Here is a 15649-nt window from a genome sequence, read left to right as displayed (position 1 = left end):
CTTCAAGGGGCTGATCAAACATTAACCCTACAAAAAACAGCTGCATTGTCATTCCTCTGCGCACTAAGGATTTCGTCGGATCAAGCAAATCGAGCTAACGAGGGGCATTGTCAGTCGCAAATAAAACACTGTATAAATAACCAGACCTAAAGCCTGGGAGCGGCCTTCATGCTGGTGCACCTGTCCGTACATAACTACGCCATCGTTGAACATCTCGATCTTGAACTCGATCGAGGCATGAGCGTGATCACAGGGGAAACCGGCGCCGGCAAGTCGATCATGCTCGACGCCCTGGGCCTGACCCTCGGCGATCGTGCCGACAGCGGCGTGGTCCGCCCCGGCGCAGACAAAGCCGACATCCTGGCAACCTTTGACCTGGCCGACATCCCGGAAGCCAGCGCCTGGCTCGCCGAACGCGACCTCGAGAACGACGGCCCGTGCATCCTGCGCCGAGTCATTACCGCCGAAGGACGCTCGCGCGGCTACATCAACGGCACCCCCTGCCCGCTGGGCGACCTCAAGGCCCTGGGCGAACTGCTGATCGACATCCATAGCCAGCATGAACACCAGTCCCTGCTCAAGACCGATACCCATCGCCGCCTGCTCGACGAATATGCCGGCGCCACGGACCTTGCCCGCCAGGTGCACCTGGCCGCCCAGCGTTGGCGCCAGACTCACCAGGAGCTTGAGCGACTGTCCAACTCCGGCGACGAGCAGCGCGCTCGCCATCAGTTGCTCAGCTACCAGCTTGAAGAGCTTGAAAACCTTGGCCTCGGCGACAACGAGCTGGAGCAACTGGAACAGGAACACAAGAACCTGACCAACGCAGAAACCTTGCTGGGTATCTGCCGGCAAGTGGTCGAACAATGTAGCGAGAGTGATTCGGGCAATGTCCTGAACGCCCTGACTGCAAGCCTTAATCGCCTGTCGAGCGTGAACAACTCGATTGGCGCGCTGGGCGAAGCCAGCAGCTTGCTGACCAGCGCACAGATCCAGGTTGAAGAAGCCGTGGGTGAGCTGAACCGCTTCCTGGATAACTTCGACGCAGACCCGGCGCGCCTTCAATACCTGGAAGAACGCCTCGATGCGATCTACACCATGGCCCGCAAGCACCGCATCCAGCCGAACGAGGTCGCAGAGATGCAGCAGCGGTTACTGGATGAAATCGAAACCCTGAACGCCAACGATGAATCCATCGAACGACTGAGTGATGAGCTGGCGTCTTATGCCCGTCATTATCAAGAGAAAGCTCGAGAGTTGAGCGACCTGCGCCACCAAGCCTCCAGCAGCCTGGCCAGCGCGGTGGAGCAGGAGATCCAGCGCCTGGGCATGCCCGGAGGGCGCTTTGCCATTGAGCTGCGACCGAACAACAGCAATGAATTGCTTCCGAACGGACTCGAACAGGTGGAACTGTTGGTTAGCGCCAACCCGGGGCAGCCCTTAAAAGCCCTGGCGAGGGTGGCATCGGGTGGCGAACTGTCGCGCATCAGCCTGGCGATCCAGGTGATCACCGCGCAAACGTCCCGGGTCCCGACCTTGGTGTTCGACGAAGTGGACGTCGGCATTGGCGGACCAACTGCGGAAATCGTCGGCCAACTGCTGCGCAGGCTCGGTGAACGCGGGCAGGTCCTGACGGTCACGCACCTGCCCCAAGTGGCCGCACAAGGGCATCAGCACCTGTTCGTGCACAAGGTCCGGGGCGAAGATGCCACTCGCACGGCCGTCTCCAAATTAAGCAAGAACGATCGTGTAGAAGAAGTGGCGCGAATGCTGGGTGGGATCGATCTCACCAAGGAATCCCTGGCTCACGCCAAGAAAATGGTCGTCACTGCAAAAATCTAAAACGAACCCTGTAGGAGCTGCCGAAGGCTGCGATCTTTTGACTTTGTCCATACAAACGCAAAGATCAAAGATCGCAGCCTTCGGCAGCTCCTAAAGAACCCTTTGCAAACCGCACAAGCGGCAGAAAGCACGAAGGCGACCCTTAGGTCGCCTCCGTTCGTTTCGCGAACCCTGGGTTCGCGCGACATGCTTACTTTTTCTTGCGCACGTACAACACAAGATTGTGATCAACCATCTCGAAACCGTACTTGTCGACGATGGCTTTCTGCAGGCGCTCGATTTCTTCGTCGAAGAATTCGATCACTTCGCTGGTTTCGACGTTGACCATATGGTCGTGATGCTTGCCGTCGTCCAGTTCGAAGACCGCATGGCCTCCGTCGAAGTTGTGCCGCACCACAAGTCCAGCCGCCTCGAACTGGGTCAGTACACGGTAAACCGTGGCCAGACCGACGTCCTCGCCAGCCTCCATCAATGCCTTATAGACATCCTCGGCACTCATGTGGCGCTGCTCGGCCGAGTCGAGCATTTGCAGAATCTTGACCCGTGGCAGGGTCACTTTGAGGCCGGCTTTGCGTAGTTCGCTATTTTCAACCATGGTCAGCTTTCTCGCGATGCTGCTTCGCAGCTTCTCTTAATGCGGGTATGATCGGCGTTTACGTTGTCCCAGCCAAGATAGTGGAAGTCGCCCACCGATGCAAAACACCAAGCTCTTGCTAACCAGTTTCACCTTTGTGGGACTGCTCGCACTCGCCGGTTGTTCATTCCCCGGGGTTTACAAAATCGACATCCAGCAGGGCAATGTCGTCACGCAGGACATGATAGACCAGTTACGCCCGGGAATGACCCGTAAGCAAGTAAGGTTTATCATGGGCAACCCCCTGCTGACCGATACGTTCCATGCCGATCGCTGGGATTATCTGTATAGCCTGCAACCGGGTGGTGGCGAACGCCAACAGGAACGCATTAGCGTTATCTTCAATTCAAATGACCAGCTTGTCAGCCTCTCTGGCGACTTCATGCCTGGCGTGAGCCGCGACGAAGCCATTCTGGGCAAGGACACTGGCACCACCGTGACTGCGCCGGCAGAGCAGGTCGAGCAGCCGAAACCGGAAAAACCGGTCAAGCCTGGCTCGTTGCTCGATCAGATCCAGAAGGAAGTGGACGGTGTCGAAACCGTGCCAGTCCCGACTCCAGAACCTCTGGAAACCTCGCCGCAATAATTTGCGACATAAAAAAACCCGGCATGTCCGGGTTTTTTTACGCCTGGCATTTACCCGACTTACTGATTCCGGGCCTTGGCCTCGGCAGCCTTCGCCGCACGCAGGCGACGCACTTCCTTTGGGTCCGCCAACAACGGCCGGTAGATCTCGATGCGATCACCTGATTGAACCAGACGACTGTCGGGATCGGCAATCACCTTGCCGAAGATCCCCACCGGACACTGCGACAGGTCCAGATCAGGAAAAGCCTGACGTATGCCGGACTTGAACAACGCGGCGCGAACGGTGGTTCCTGCCGGCACGCTCACCGGCAAGAGCAGCTGACGATCAACGGCGGCATAGACCACCTCGATCTCTATCATCGCCTCAACCATGCATTTGCTTGGCGCGCTGGCAGAACGCGTCCACCAGGGTATTCGCTGCCTGATTGAACAACGGCCCCAGGGTGGCGCGAATGATTGGCCCTGCATAATCAAACGACAGGTCCAGGCTGATCTTGCAGGCCTTCTCACCCAACGGCTTGAACACCCACACGCCATGCAACTGGGTGAACGGCCCCTCCTCGAGGTTCATCTCGATCGACTGGCCGGGCACCAGGGTGTTGCGCGTCACGAAATGCTGGCTGAGCCCGCCCTTGGCCACGCCAACGCTCGCGCGCATATGATCGGCAGAGCTTTCCAGCACTTCAGCTGAAGAGCACCAAGGCAGGAATTCCGGATAACGCGCCACGTCGTTGACCAGGTCATACAGCGCTTGCGCGGGGTACGGCAGCAACGCCGAACGTGAAATGTGTGTCGTCATGTCAGCGTCACTTCCAGAGCTGGGCGGCAAACACTATGAGAATGCCGATTGGCGCCACATAGCGCATCAAGAACAAGGACAGGGCAAACAACATCGGGTTTCGCATCGACAGCTCGTCACGCACTGCTTCACGCCCCATTACCCAGCCTGCAAATACCACGAAACACAATCCACCGAGCGGCAGCATGATCCGTGAGGTGAAGAAATCGATCACGCCAAAGAAGTCCAGGCCACCCGCCGCACCCCATTGATAGAGGTGAAACAGCCCGTCTTCGTTCACGAAAAACTTGGCTTGCTTCCAGATATTGAAGGAAAACACGGTACCCAGGCCGACAAACCAGCAGCTGAAGGCCAGCCAGAAGGTGACCCAGGTTCGACTGATTTTCGAGCGCTCCACCAGGTAAGCCACCATGGGTTCGAGCAAGGATATGGCCGAACTCCAGGCTGCAATCGCGACCAGTACGAAGAACACTACGCCCATCAACTGGCCAAACGCTACGTTGCCAAAGGCAAATGGCAGGCTGACAAACATCAGGCCAGGGCCTTCGCTCGGGTTCAACCCTCCGGCAAATACAATCGGAAACAGCGCCAGGCCAGCCACCAGGGACACAAAGGTATCCAGCAGCGCAACGCCAACGATGGTCCCGGAGATCGACGAATGCTTGGGCATGTAGGCGCCGTAGATCATGATCGAACCGACACCGACGCTCAGGGAAAAGAAAGCGTGCCCCATGGCCGGCAGCAAGCCGTCGAGGACTTTTTCCGGGTGGAAGTCGAACATGAAATGCACACCTTCCATGAAATGCCCGGTGGTCATGCTGTAGCCCAGCAACACAAGGATCATCACGAACAGCAACGGCATCATGATCCGCAGACTGCGTTCAAGCCCCGCGACCACGCCTTTTGCGATCACCACCGCAGACAGCAGCATAAAAATCGTGTGCCAAAGTGTCAGGCGCCAGGGATCGGCAATCACATTGCCAAAGTACGCCCCCACCTGATCAGGAGTCGCGCCCTGGAAGTCGCCACGGCCCATATCGATGATGTAATCCAGCGACCAGCCGCCGACGACACTGTAGAAAGACAGGATCAACAATGCCGTGATCATTCCGGCAAAAGCACCCCACGACCACTTTGTCGAATGCCCCGCTTCCAGCGCCAGCACCTTCAAGGCATTGGCCGGACTCTGCCGGGCACGCCGGCCAATCAGGGTTTCGGCGAGCATGACCGGCACACCGATCAAGGCGATACAGGCCAGGAACATCAGCACGAAGGCGCCGCCGCCGTAGACGCCAACCATGTAGGGGAATTTCCAGATACTACCCAGGCCCACGGCCGAACCGGTCGCGGCGAGTATGAAAACCCAACGGCTAGCCCAACTGCCGTGGACAGAAACCTTGTCTGTCGACATCTATATTACGACCAAGCGTTCAAAAAAGAGGCCGCATTGTCCGGGATTCAATCAACCTGCTCAAGCATGTAGCAATCCCGTAGCCGACTCGCGTGCAACTCCCTATAATGCCGCCCCTATGGCTAAACAGAAGAAACACCCAACAGGGACCATCGCGCAAAATAAAAAGGCGCGACACGATTACTTCATCGAACATCGGTTCGAGGCTGGTCTGGTCCTGGCCGGCTGGGAAGTAAAAAGTCTGCGGGCAAGCAAGTTGCAACTGGTTGACAGTTACGTACTGCTCAAGGATGGCGAAGCCTGGCTGCTCGGCAGTCATATCACGCCCCTGACGACCGCCAGCACCCACGTCATCGCCGATCCGGTGCGCACGCGAAAATTGCTGCTCAACCGGCGGGAGCTGGAAAAGCTCGCCGCTGCCGTGCAGCAAAAAGGCTACGCCTGCGTGTGCCTGTCCTGGTACTGGAGCAAGCACATGGTCAAGTGCGAAATTGCTCTGGGCAAGGGCAAGAAGGAATACGACAAGCGTGATACCGAGCGCGAACGCGACGCCGGACGCGAATTGCAGCGCGCGGTGCGCAACAAGGGCAAGGAAGATTAATTCCTTGCACTGATCGTTCCCACGCTCTGCGTGGGAACGATTACCAGCTGACTACATCCCCTTGCGCCGCTCCGCCCGAGCCACGCGCTGCACTTCCTGACGCACCTCCTCCAGCACCTCCTGTACATACAGAATGTGTCGACTGGAGACTTCCCGAGCCTGTTCCGCCCTGCCCTCGATAATTGCCTGATACAGCTCCCGATGCTGCGTTATCAGCATGTCGCGGGTCTCGGTGCGCTGTTTGTACATGCCGCCAATGTTCGTGACCACATTGCGCTTGAGCAGGTCGAACAACCCGCGAATGGTGTGCAAAAGCACCGCGTTATGACTGGCTTCGGCAATCGCCAGATGAAAATTTGCATCCGCCGCGCCCTCCTCCGCCCGACTGACTTCGTCGTGACGCGAATAGCAGTCCTGCAATTGATTGAACGCGGCAGCCAGTCGCTCGCGGTCAACGTCGGTGGCACGTAACGCTGCGTAATAGGCGCAGGACGCTTCCAGCGTGTGGCGAAACTCCAGCAGATCGCGCTGCGCTTCGGGGTTGCTTTCCAGCAGATGCAACAGCGGATCACTGAACGTCGTGCCCAGGGACTCCACCACATAATTGCCGCCACCTTGACGGCTGACCAGCAGCCCCTTGGCGGTCAATTTCTGAATAGCTTCACGCAACGAAGGACGAGAGACACCAAATTGCTCGGCCAGCGCGCGTTCCGCCGGCAGGCGCTCACCGGCTTTCAGCGTGCCCTCAAGGATCATGCCCTCGAGCTGCTCGACAATATCGTCAGACAAACGGCGCTGCCGAATCTGATCAAACCCCATAACTCGATTTCTCCACCATCCCGACGGCGCGCCGGGGCTCTATTCTGGCCTATCCGGGCTACGCAGGCACCTGCCAAGCGACCATTACCCAAACGGGCCAGACCTTCTGCAAATCCCTGCCTACGACAAAAGTTTTAGGGCGGCAAATTGACACACCGCCTACAACGCTTTTACCCTAGCCAACAGCGATTGTAAATTGGTATTACCAATTAACCAAGAACGCTGATCAGTGCCTGACCAACAACAATTAGGGGCCACCCCATATGCAAACCTGGCAACAGCTCTACAGCCCGCTCGGCAGCCTCGGCCTGTCCGCACTCGCAGCCGTTATTCCCATCGTGTTTTTCTTCCTGGCCCTGGCCGTGTTCCGTCTCAAAGGACACGTGGCTGGCAGCATCACCCTGGCCTTGTCGATCCTGGTGGCAATCATTGCCTTCAAGATGCCAGTCGACATGGCGTTCGCCGCCGCCGGGTATGGTTTCGCCTACGGTCTGTGGCCAATCGCCTGGATCATCGTGGCGGCCGTGTTCCTCTACAAACTGACGGTCAAGAGTGGCCAGTTCGAAGTGATCCGCAGCTCGGTGCTGTCGATTACCGACGACCAGCGCCTGCAAGTCCTGTTGATCGGCTTCTGCTTCGGCGCCTTCCTCGAAGGTGCGGCCGGCTTCGGTGCACCGGTGGCGATTACCGCCGCACTGCTCGTAGGGCTGGGCTTCAACCCGCTGTACGCCGCGGGCCTGTGCCTGATCGCGAACACCGCGCCGGTCGCCTTCGGCGCCCTGGGCATTCCGATCATCGTTGCCGGGCAAGTGACCGGCATCGACGCCTTCAAGATTGGCGCCATGACCGGTCGCCAGTTGCCGCTGCTGTCGTTGTTCGTGCCATTCTGGCTGGTGTTCATGATGGATGGCCTGCGCGGCGTGCGTGAAACCTGGCCGGCAGCGCTGGTCGCGGGCTTAAGCTTCGCCGTGACCCAATACTTCACCTCCAACTTCATCGGCCCGGAACTGCCGGACATCACGTCGGCCCTGGCCGCCCTGGTTTCCCTGACACTTTTCCTGAAGGTCTGGCAGCCCAAACGCGCCGCCGGCCAACACATTGTCGGCGCCGTCTCGGCTTCCGTGGTCAGCGCCAGCGCCGGTGGTTTCGGCCAGAAGCGCACCACCGTGGCTTCGCCTTACAGCCTCGGGGAGATTTTCAAGGCCTGGTCGCCGTTCCTGATCCTGACCGTGCTGGTGACCATCTGGACGCTCAAGCCATTCAAGGCGATGTTTGCCGCGGGCGGCTCGATGTACAGCTTCGTGTTCAATTTCGCCATCCCGCACCTGGACCAGTTGGTCATCAAGGTGGCACCGATCGTGGCCGCGCCGACTGCCCTCCCGGCGGTGTTCAAGCTTGACCCGATCTCCGCCACCGGCACCGCGATTTTCTTCTCGGCGCTGATCTCGATGCTGGTCCTGAAGATCAACTTCAAAACTGGTCTGACCACTTTGAAAGAGACCTTCTACGAACTACGCTGGCCGATCCTGTCCATCGGCATGGTGCTGGCCTTCGCGTTCGTCACCAACTACTCGGGCATGTCGTCGACCATGGCCCTGGTCCTGGCCGGTACAGGTGCAGCCTTCCCGTTCTTCTCGCCGTTCCTCGGCTGGCTGGGCGTATTTCTGACCGGCTCCGATACCTCATCCAACGCGCTGTTCAGTTCGTTGCAGGCGACCACCGCCCACCAGATCGGCGTCAACGACACCTTGCTGGTGGCAGCGAACACCAGCGGTGGCGTGACCGGCAAGATGATCTCGCCACAATCGATCGCCGTGGCCTGCGCGGCAACTGGCCTGGTGGGCAAGGAATCGGACCTGTTCCGCTTCACCCTCAAGCACAGCCTGTTCTTTGCAACGATTGTCGGCCTGATCACCCTGGCCCAGGCCTACTGGTTCACCGGCATGCTGGTGCACTAAGCGCTACAAGCGACATGGAAAAAACGACGCCGGGCCACGACCCCGGCGTCAGCTATTCACTACCCGGTCTGCAAGGCTGCTGAAAGATTTTCTCTCTATATTCAGTGGCCTCGACGGACGGATAACCGGCCGAGAGACACGCCTGATGAGCGAGCTTTTTTACAACGCTGTGCCGAATGCGACCCGTGTCGCCCCGCCACTGCCCGAGCCTCGGCAATACCCCAGCGAGAAACCACAACGGGTGTACCTGTTCGGGACCTGCGTAGTGGACCTGTTCTACCCGCAAGCCGGAATGGACGCGATCCACCTGCTGGAACGCGAGGGCATTCGTGTCGAGTACCCGCAAGGGCAAAGCTGCTGCGGTCAACCGGCCTACACCTCGGGCTACACCGAGCAGGCCAGGACCGTCGCGCGCTCGCAACTGGCGCTGTTCGCCGGGGATTATCCGGTGGTGGTGCCTTCGGGTTCCTGCGCGGGCATGTTGCGCGAACACTATGCCGACTTGTTCAAGGATGAGCCGGACACCTTGCAACAGGTCCAGGCACTGGCTGCCAGGACCTATGAGCTGGCCGAGTTTCTGTTGTTTGTCTGCAAGGTGCAGTTCAAGGACAGCGGCATGCCGGTAAAGGTAGCGTTGCACACGTCGTGTTCGGCACGCCGTGAGATGAACACCCACCTGCACGGCCGCGAGCTGTTGTCGCAACTGGGCAACGTGGAGCGGGTCGAACACAGCCACGAAAGCGAATGCTGTGGCTTTGGTGGGACTTTCAGCGTCCGTATGCCAGATATTTCCGGGGCGATGGTGGCTGACAAGACCCGCTCGTTGAAGGAATCCGGCGCGCACCAGGTACTCAGTGCCGACTGCGGTTGCCTGATGAACATCAACGGCTCGCTGGAGAAACAGAAGGAAGCGCTGCGCGGTCAACACCTGGCCAGCTTCCTCTGGCAGCGTACCGGAGGTGCCCAATGAGTGCCGCCGAGATTATTCCTACGGTCGCCGTAGAAGAAGACTTTCGCACCCGGGCGCACGAGGCCCTGGGCGACGCGCAATTGCGGGGCAACTTCCGCAAGGCGATGGATTCACTGATGACCAAGCGGGCAGCGGCTTTCAGCGATGCCCACGAAAGAGAACATCTGCGAGCGCTGGGCAATGCTGTCCGCGCCCGTGCGTTATCGAAGTTGCCCGATTTGCTCGAGCAACTTGAACAGAACCTGACCCGCAACGGTGTGACAGTGCACTGGGCGGAAACGGTGGACGAAGCCAATGGCATCGTCCTGTCGATCATCCGCGCTCACGAGGGGCGGCAAGTGATCAAGGGTAAATCGATGGTCAGCGAAGAAATGGAGATGAACCACGTCCTCGCTGAACAGGGCATTGAATGCCTGGAATCGGACATGGGCGAGTACATCGTCCAGCTCGACCACGAGAAGCCTTCACACATAATCATGCCGGCGATCCACAAGAACGCCGGTCAGGTCGCGTCCTTGTTCCACGACAAACTTGGCGTGGAATACACCAAGGACGTTGACCAACTCATTCAGATCGGTCGCAGGGTCCTGCGGCAGAAGTTCTTCGAAGCGGACATCGGCGTCTCCGGCGTCAACTTCGCCGTGGCCGAAACCGGTACCCTGTTGCTGGTGGAAAACGAAGGCAACGGCCGCATGACCACCACTGTGCCACCGGTGCACATCGCCGTCACCGGCATCGAGAAAGTCGTGGAGAACCTGCGCGACGTAGTGCCGCTGCTGTCGTTGCTGACCCGCTCGGCCCTGGGCATCCCGATCACCACCTACGTCAACATGATCTCCGGTCCGCGCAAGGAACATGAGCTCGACGGCCCGCAGGAAGTGCACCTGGTCCTGCTCGACAACGGTCGCAGCCAGGCGTTTGCCGACAGCGAACTGCGCCAGACCTTGAACTGCATCCGCTGCGGCGCCTGCATGAATCATTGCCCGGTCTACACTCGAATCGGCGGCCATGCCTACGGCGAGGTCTACCCCGGCCCTATCGGCAAAATCATTACCCCGCACATGGTCGGCCTGGCGAAAGTCCCGGATCACCCGAGCGCCTCTTCGCTGTGCGGTGCCTGCGGCGAAGTGTGCCCGGTCAAAATCCCGATCCCTTCTTTGCTGCGCCGCTTGCGCGAAGAGAACGTGAAAGCGCCGGACAGCCCGGATCAAGTGATGCGTGGCCAGGGCAGCAAGTACTCGCGCAAGGAACGATTCATCTGGAACGCCTGGGCCAGGCTCAACAGTTCGCCGACGCTGTATCGCCTGTTCGCTTTGGCCGCAACTCGCCTGCGTGCCCTTGCGCCGAAAAATGTCGGCCCATGGACGCAAAACCACAGCGCCCCGCAACCCGCCGCCCGCTCACTGCATGACATGGCTCGCGAGCATCTGGCCAAACAGGGAGATCGTTGATGAGCGCCAAGCAAAATATCCTCGCCAAGTTGCGCAAAAGCCTGACAGGCACCACGCCGGTGCCTGACAGCTTCGACGTCGAGCTGGTAACGAAGCCCTACACCTACACGTCAGATCAACGCATCCCGCAACTGCGTAAATTGATGGAAGCGGTGCACACGGAAATCCACCTGACTTCGGGCGAGCACTGGCCGACCTTGTTGACAACACTGCTGCAAGACCGCCAGTTGCCCAGCCTGTTGATCGCCCCGACTACACCGCACGGGCAACGCGTCTCGCAGCACTGGGCGAAAAATCCCGGCCTGCCGACACTCAAGGCCTACGACCGCCCGGTTGAGGAATGGAAAGCAGAACTGTTCAACGACACCCCGGCGAGCCTGACCACCACCCTTGGCGCAATCGCCGCCACGGGCAGCCTGATTCTCTGGCCGACGCGAGAAGAACCGCGCCTCATGAGCCTGGCGCCACCGGTGCATTTCGCCTTGCTCAAGGCCAGCGAAATCCGCGATAACTTCTATCAGGTGCAACAGGAATTCGAATGGGCCCAGGGCATGCCGACCAACGCCTTGCTGGTTTCCGGCCCGTCGAAAACCGCTGATATCGAGCAAGTCCTGGCTTACGGCGCCCACGGCCCGAAAGACCTCGTGGTGTTGATCCTGGAGGACCAATGAGTCTACCGGCCGCTTTCCTGCGCGATGCGCAGCAATTGATTCCCCAGGAACGGCGTTTCGACGATCCACTGTCGACGCTGGCCTTCGGCACCGATGCCAGCTTCTATCGACTGATTCCGCAACTGGTCATTCGCGTCGAGTCTGAAGACGAAGTGGTGGCGCTGCTGCAACTGGCACAGAGCGACCGGGTCCCCGTGACCTTCCGCGCCGCCGGCACCAGCCTGTCCGGACAAGCCATCAGCGATTCGGTGCTGATCGTGCTTGGGGATAACTGGAACGGTCGCGAGATCCGTGGCCAGGGCACACAAATCCGCCTGCAACCGGGGGTGATCGGCGCGCAGGCCAACGCCTGGCTGGCACCGTTCGGGCGCAAGATCGGCCCGGACCCTGCGTCGATCAACGCCTGCAAAATCGGCGGCATCGTTGCCAACAATGCCAGCGGCATGTGCTGCGGCACGGCGCAAAACACCTATCACACCCTGGCGGGCATCCGTCTGGTGCTGGCCGACGGCAGCCGTGTCGATACCGAAGATGTCGCCAGTGTCGCGGCGTTTCGCGCCAGTCACGGCGACCTGCTGGAGCGTCTTGCGACCTTGGGCCGCGAGACCCGCGCCAATGCCGAACTGGCTGCAAAAATTCGCCACAAATATCGTCTGAAAAACACCACGGGCCTGTCACTCAACGCCCTGGTGGACTACGACGAGCCTGTGGATATCTTGAGTCACTTGCTAGTGGGCTCCGAAGGCACTCTGGGCTTCATCAGCGCGGTGACCTACGACACAGTGATCGATCACCCGAACAAAGCCTCGGCGCTGATCGTATTCCCGGACGTGGAAACCTGCTGCAACGCCGTCACCGTACTGAAAAGCCAACCGGTCTCAGCGGTAGAACTGCTGGACCGCCGCAGCCTGCGCTCGGTACAGAACAAGCCCGGCATGCCCGCTTTCGTACAACACCTGTCGAACAATGCCTGCGCCCTGCTGATCGAATCCCGCGCGGCATCGACCTCTTTGTTGCACGAGCAACTGGCGCAGATCATGGCGTCACTGTCCTCGTTCCCGGTAGAGAAACAAGTCGATTTCACCGAAGACCCGCTGGAAAACGCCCGGCTCTGGGCGATCCGCAAGGACACCTTCCCCGCCGTTGGCGCGGTGCGTAAAACCGGGACCACGGTGATCATCGAGGACGTGACCTTCCCGGTGGCACAACTGGCCATCGGCGTGAACCGCCTGATCGAACTGTTCGACAAACATCACTACGACGAAGCGATCCTTTTCGGACATGCACTGGAAGGCAATCTGCACTTCGTCTTCACCCAAGGCTTCAACAATCCCCAGGAAGTCGCCCGCTACCAGGCGTTCATGGACGACGTGGCGCAACTGGTGGCAGTCGAGTTCGGTGGTTCGCTCAAGGCCGAGCACGGTACCGGGCGCAATATGGCACCCTTCGTCGAACTGGAATGGGGCAGCGACGCCTACCAGTTGATGTGGCAGCTCAAGCGCCTGCTCGATCCCAACGGTATTCTCAATCCGGACGTGGTGCTCAGCGAAGACCCACAAATCCACCTCAAGCACCTGAAGCCGCTGCCAGCCGCCGACGAGATTGTGGACAAGTGCATCGAATGCGGCTTCTGCGAACCGGTCTGCCCCTCCAAGGGCCTGACCTTGAGCCCGCGCCAGCGCATCGTGATCTGGCGCGACATCCAGGCGAAGAAACGCGCCGGCGTCGATACCCGCGAACTCGAAGCTGCCTTTGAATACCAGGGCATCGATACCTGCGCCGCCACCGGTCTTTGTGCCCAACGTTGCCCTGTAGGCATCAACACCGGCGAGCTGGTGAAAAAGCTTCGTGGGCAGCACGCTACGCATAGGAAAACTGCCACCTGGCTTGAAGGCAATTTCGCCACGGCGCTGCAAGGGGCGCGCTTCACCCTCCACGTGGCCAACGGTGCACGGATGTTGTTGGGCGCGCCACGCCTGGCAAAGCTGTCAGCAACGCTGACCCGTTTGTCCAAAGGCCAGGTCCCGCAATGGACCAACGCCATGCCGCAGCCGGAAAAAGCCATTCGCTTCAGTCCGTCGGTGACCGACGAACGCCCGCGCGTGGTGTATCTGGCAGCCTGCGTTTCACGCGCCATGGGCCCGGCGGCGGGCGACAAGGAGCAAATGTCGCTGTACGACAAGACTCGTGGCCTGCTGGAAAAAGCCGGCTACCAGGTAGTCTTCCCCGACAACCTGGATAACCTCTGCTGCGGCCAGCCCTTCGCCTCCAAGGGTTATGCCGAACAGGCCGAACACAAACGCCAGGAACTGATCGGCGCCCTGCTCCACGCCAGTCGTGGCGGACTCGATCCGATTTACTGCGACACCAGTCCCTGCACCTTGCGCCTGACCCAGGACCTCGGCGATGTGCGCCTGGACTTGTACGACCCGGTACGTTTCATTCGTACACACTTGATGGATCGACTGCAATTCACACCGCAGGAAGCCCCCATTGCCGTGCATGTCACCTGCAGCACCCAGCACCTGGGCGAAAGCCAGGCGTTGATCGATCTGGCGCGCAAGTGCAGCAACAACGTGGTCATTCCCGAAGGCATTCACTGCTGCGGGTTTGCCGGCGACAAAGGCTTCACCACCCCGGAGCTGAACGCACATTCGCTGCGTACCTTGAAGGATGCGGTGCAGTATTGCAGCGAAGGCATTTCCACCAGCCGCACCTGTGAAATCGGCCTCAGCCAGCACGGCGGAATCGATTATCACGGGCTGGTCTACCTGGTAGACCGCGTAACCCAAGCCCGCCCGCCCCTGTAGGAGCGAGCATGCTCGCGATGGACGTCAACGATAACGCGTGTTTTCTGGCCGAACGCGTCGCCTCAGCGCCATCGCGAGCAAACTCGCCCCTACAATCTTCATATCCCCCACGCAATCGCAAAAGAAAACCGAATTCCTGCGCGCGGCTATAGTCATTTAATTAGGCCCTGCGAACGGGCTTAAAAACCCCTCGGCCAGCAGCCTCATCGACCGGCAGCACCGAGCCCTCATGCGCAAGGAGATACCCATGAAGCACTCTGCAATGGCTGGATTGTTTATCACTGCGGCACTGCTGGCATCGCCCGTATTCGCGGCAGACAAGGATCTTTGTGCGGCAAACATTCAACAGATAAGCGACTTCGTGGACAGCGCGCCGTCTCTACCGGAAAACTCGCTGGACAACGTCAAAGCCGCGTTGGAAAAATCCAAAGCTGCCCAGGCGGCCGGTAACGACAAGGATTGCGTCGAAATCACCTCTGGCATGATCACCAAAATGCAGATTCGAAACCCAACGCGCAACTGATGTCAGGCGAGGCCAACCTTCGGGTTGGCCTTCCGCGCCTCATTGGCGTACACTGTACTGGCTTGTTGCTCAACGAGATTTTCGGGCAATGAGTTCGGGGCCGTTTAGGATTCGACGCCGGTTGCGAAACTTTAGGTGCATGCCGAGTTGGTAACAGAACTCGTAAATCCACTGTTGCAACTACTTATAGTTGCCAATGACGAAAACTACGGCCAGGAATTCGCTCTCGCTGCGTAAGCAGCCTTAGCCCTGAGCTTCTGGTACCTTCGGGTCCAGCAATCACCAGGGGATGTCTGTAAACCCAAAGTGATTGTCATATAGAACAGAATCGCCGTGCAGTACGTTGTGGACGAAGCGGCTAAAACTTACACAACTCGCCCAAAGCACCCTGCCCGTCGGGTCGCTGAGGGTTAACTTAATAGACACGGCTACGCATGTAGTACCGACAGCGGAGTACTGGCGGACGGGGGTTCAAATCCCCCCGGCTCCACCAAATGATCAAAAAAAGACGTCCACGGACGTCTTTTTTTGTGCCTGCGATCCAGTAAATCCGTGGCTTACAGCGCTTTTGC

The 15649-nt window shown here is 59.3% G+C and carries 14 protein-coding genes and 1 other RNA gene; 10 read left to right on the top strand and 5 right to left on the bottom strand.

Annotated features, from left to right (window positions below; genetic code table 11):
- Positions 1–168 precede the first annotated feature (168 nt).
- Positions 169–1842: a DNA repair protein RecN gene (gene recN / locus QLG10_RS25805; protein WP_188264258.1), complete on the top strand. Its 1674-nt coding sequence runs from the start codon at positions 169–171 to the stop codon at positions 1840–1842.
- A 190-nt stretch (positions 1843–2032) separates the two neighbouring features.
- Here the strand turns inward: recN and fur are convergent, their stop codons facing one another.
- Positions 2033–2437 carry a ferric iron uptake transcriptional regulator gene (fur, locus tag QLG10_RS25800; RefSeq protein WP_003197684.1) on the bottom strand — a complete coding sequence of 135 codons (405 nt, stop codon included), beginning with the start codon at positions 2435–2437 and terminating at the stop codon, positions 2033–2035.
- Between the two features lie 97 nt (positions 2438–2534).
- Between fur and QLG10_RS25795 the strand changes: the two genes are divergently transcribed.
- Positions 2535–3062 carry an outer membrane protein assembly factor BamE gene (locus QLG10_RS25795; RefSeq protein ID WP_110746734.1) on the top strand — a complete coding sequence of 176 codons (528 nt, stop codon included), beginning with the start codon at positions 2535–2537 and terminating at the stop codon, positions 3060–3062.
- A 59-nt stretch (positions 3063–3121) separates the two neighbouring features.
- Here the strand turns inward: QLG10_RS25795 and QLG10_RS25790 are convergent, their stop codons facing one another.
- From QLG10_RS25790 to QLG10_RS25780, 3 genes are read right to left on the bottom strand one after another with little or no spacing between them, the layout of a single operon-like run.
- Entirely contained in the window at positions 3122–3436 is a 315-nt protein-coding gene (locus tag QLG10_RS25790; RefSeq protein ID WP_110746732.1) for an RnfH family protein, read from the bottom strand.
- Positions 3429–3863 (bottom strand): type II toxin-antitoxin system RatA family toxin, encoded by a 435-nt coding sequence (locus QLG10_RS25785; protein WP_020796518.1) that lies wholly within the window; start codon positions 3861–3863, stop codon positions 3429–3431. Before QLG10_RS25785 ends, QLG10_RS25790 begins: the two co-directional genes overlap by 8 nt.
- A gap of 7 nt (positions 3864–3870) precedes the next feature.
- Complete coding sequence (locus tag QLG10_RS25780; protein WP_110746730.1) at positions 3871–5274, bottom strand: sodium-dependent transporter; 1404 nt, start codon at positions 5272–5274, stop codon at positions 3871–3873.
- Positions 5275–5392: 118 nt separating this feature from the next.
- Here QLG10_RS25780 and smpB point away from each other — a divergent pair, with 118 nt between their 5' ends.
- Complete coding sequence (gene smpB, locus QLG10_RS25775) at positions 5393–5875, top strand: SsrA-binding protein SmpB (protein WP_008057382.1); 483 nt, start codon at positions 5393–5395, stop codon at positions 5873–5875.
- A gap of 51 nt (positions 5876–5926) precedes the next feature.
- Here smpB and QLG10_RS25770 read toward each other — a convergent pair whose 3' ends face one another.
- The gene (locus tag QLG10_RS25770; protein ID WP_020796516.1) at positions 5927–6694 is read right to left on the bottom strand and encodes an FCD domain-containing protein; all 768 of its coding nucleotides are present in this window, start codon (positions 6692–6694) and stop codon (positions 5927–5929) included.
- Positions 6695–6957: 263 nt separating this feature from the next.
- Between QLG10_RS25770 and QLG10_RS25765 the strand changes: the two genes are divergently transcribed.
- The 7 genes from QLG10_RS25765 (at position 6958) to ssrA (ending at position 15570) form a co-directional block, all read left to right on the top strand.
- A complete protein-coding gene (locus tag QLG10_RS25765) occupies positions 6958–8652 on the top strand; it encodes a lactate permease LctP family transporter (RefSeq protein ID WP_282488262.1) in 1695 nt (564 codons plus the stop codon).
- A 145-nt stretch (positions 8653–8797) separates the two neighbouring features.
- The gene (locus QLG10_RS25760; protein WP_020796514.1) at positions 8798–9622 is read left to right on the top strand and encodes a (Fe-S)-binding protein; all 825 of its coding nucleotides are present in this window, start codon (positions 8798–8800) and stop codon (positions 9620–9622) included.
- A complete protein-coding gene (locus tag QLG10_RS25755) occupies positions 9619–11073 on the top strand; it encodes a LutB/LldF family L-lactate oxidation iron-sulfur protein (protein ID WP_110746727.1) in 1455 nt (484 codons plus the stop codon). Before QLG10_RS25760 ends, QLG10_RS25755 begins: the two co-directional genes overlap by 4 nt.
- Positions 11073–11744, top strand: coding sequence for a lactate utilization protein C (locus QLG10_RS25750; protein ID WP_282488261.1), 672 nt, complete (start codon positions 11073–11075; stop codon positions 11742–11744). Before QLG10_RS25755 ends, QLG10_RS25750 begins: the two co-directional genes overlap by 1 nt.
- On the top strand, positions 11741–14554 hold the full coding sequence (locus tag QLG10_RS25745) for an FAD-binding and (Fe-S)-binding domain-containing protein (protein ID WP_282488260.1): 2814 nt from the start codon (positions 11741–11743) through the stop codon (positions 14552–14554). The genes QLG10_RS25750 and QLG10_RS25745 overlap by 4 nt, the downstream gene beginning before the upstream one ends.
- A 247-nt stretch (positions 14555–14801) precedes the next feature.
- Positions 14802–15077 carry a hypothetical protein gene (locus QLG10_RS25740; protein ID WP_083350114.1) on the top strand — a complete coding sequence of 92 codons (276 nt, stop codon included), beginning with the start codon at positions 14802–14804 and terminating at the stop codon, positions 15075–15077.
- Positions 15078–15173: 96 nt separating this feature from the next.
- Positions 15174–15570, top strand: a transfer-messenger RNA (tmRNA) gene (gene ssrA, locus QLG10_RS25735).
- Positions 15571–15649 lie beyond the last annotated feature (79 nt).

This window comes from Pseudomonas sp. V98_8, from assembly GCF_029967975.1.
Taxonomy (GTDB): domain Bacteria; phylum Pseudomonadota; class Gammaproteobacteria; order Pseudomonadales; family Pseudomonadaceae; genus Aquipseudomonas; species Aquipseudomonas umsongensis.
This window is presented reverse-complemented; position numbering and strand designations above follow the sequence as displayed.

Excerpts from the sequence above, each read along its gene's own strand:
- QLG10_RS25740 (WP_083350114.1), top strand. The coding sequence starts at position 14,802 with ATGAAGCACTCTGCAATGGCTGGATTGTTTATCACTGCGGCACTGCTG.
- QLG10_RS25785 (WP_020796518.1), bottom strand. The coding sequence starts at position 3,863 with ATGACGACACACATTTCACGTTCGGCGTTGCTGCCGTACCCCGCGCAA.
- fur (WP_003197684.1), bottom strand. The coding sequence starts at position 2,437 with ATGGTTGAAAATAGCGAACTACGCAAAGCCGGCCTCAAAGTGACCCTG.
- QLG10_RS25790 (WP_110746732.1), bottom strand. The coding sequence starts at position 3,436 with ATGGTTGAGGCGATGATAGAGATCGAGGTGGTCTATGCCGCCGTTGAT.
- QLG10_RS25745 (WP_282488260.1), top strand. The coding sequence starts at position 11,741 with ATGAGTCTACCGGCCGCTTTCCTGCGCGATGCGCAGCAATTGATTCCC.
- QLG10_RS25770 (WP_020796516.1), bottom strand. The coding sequence starts at position 6,694 with ATGGGGTTTGATCAGATTCGGCAGCGCCGTTTGTCTGACGATATTGTC.
- QLG10_RS25795 (WP_110746734.1), top strand. The coding sequence starts at position 2,535 with ATGCAAAACACCAAGCTCTTGCTAACCAGTTTCACCTTTGTGGGACTG.
- QLG10_RS25780 (WP_110746730.1), bottom strand. The coding sequence starts at position 5,274 with ATGTCGACAGACAAGGTTTCTGTCCACGGCAGTTGGGCTAGCCGTTGG.
- QLG10_RS25765 (WP_282488262.1), top strand. The coding sequence starts at position 6,958 with ATGCAAACCTGGCAACAGCTCTACAGCCCGCTCGGCAGCCTCGGCCTG.
- QLG10_RS25750 (WP_282488261.1), top strand. The coding sequence starts at position 11,073 with ATGAGCGCCAAGCAAAATATCCTCGCCAAGTTGCGCAAAAGCCTGACA.
- QLG10_RS25760 (WP_020796514.1), top strand. The coding sequence starts at position 8,798 with ATGAGCGAGCTTTTTTACAACGCTGTGCCGAATGCGACCCGTGTCGCC.
- QLG10_RS25755 (WP_110746727.1), top strand. The coding sequence starts at position 9,619 with ATGAGTGCCGCCGAGATTATTCCTACGGTCGCCGTAGAAGAAGACTTT.
- recN (WP_188264258.1), top strand. The coding sequence starts at position 169 with ATGCTGGTGCACCTGTCCGTACATAACTACGCCATCGTTGAACATCTC.
- smpB (WP_008057382.1), top strand. The coding sequence starts at position 5,393 with ATGGCTAAACAGAAGAAACACCCAACAGGGACCATCGCGCAAAATAAA.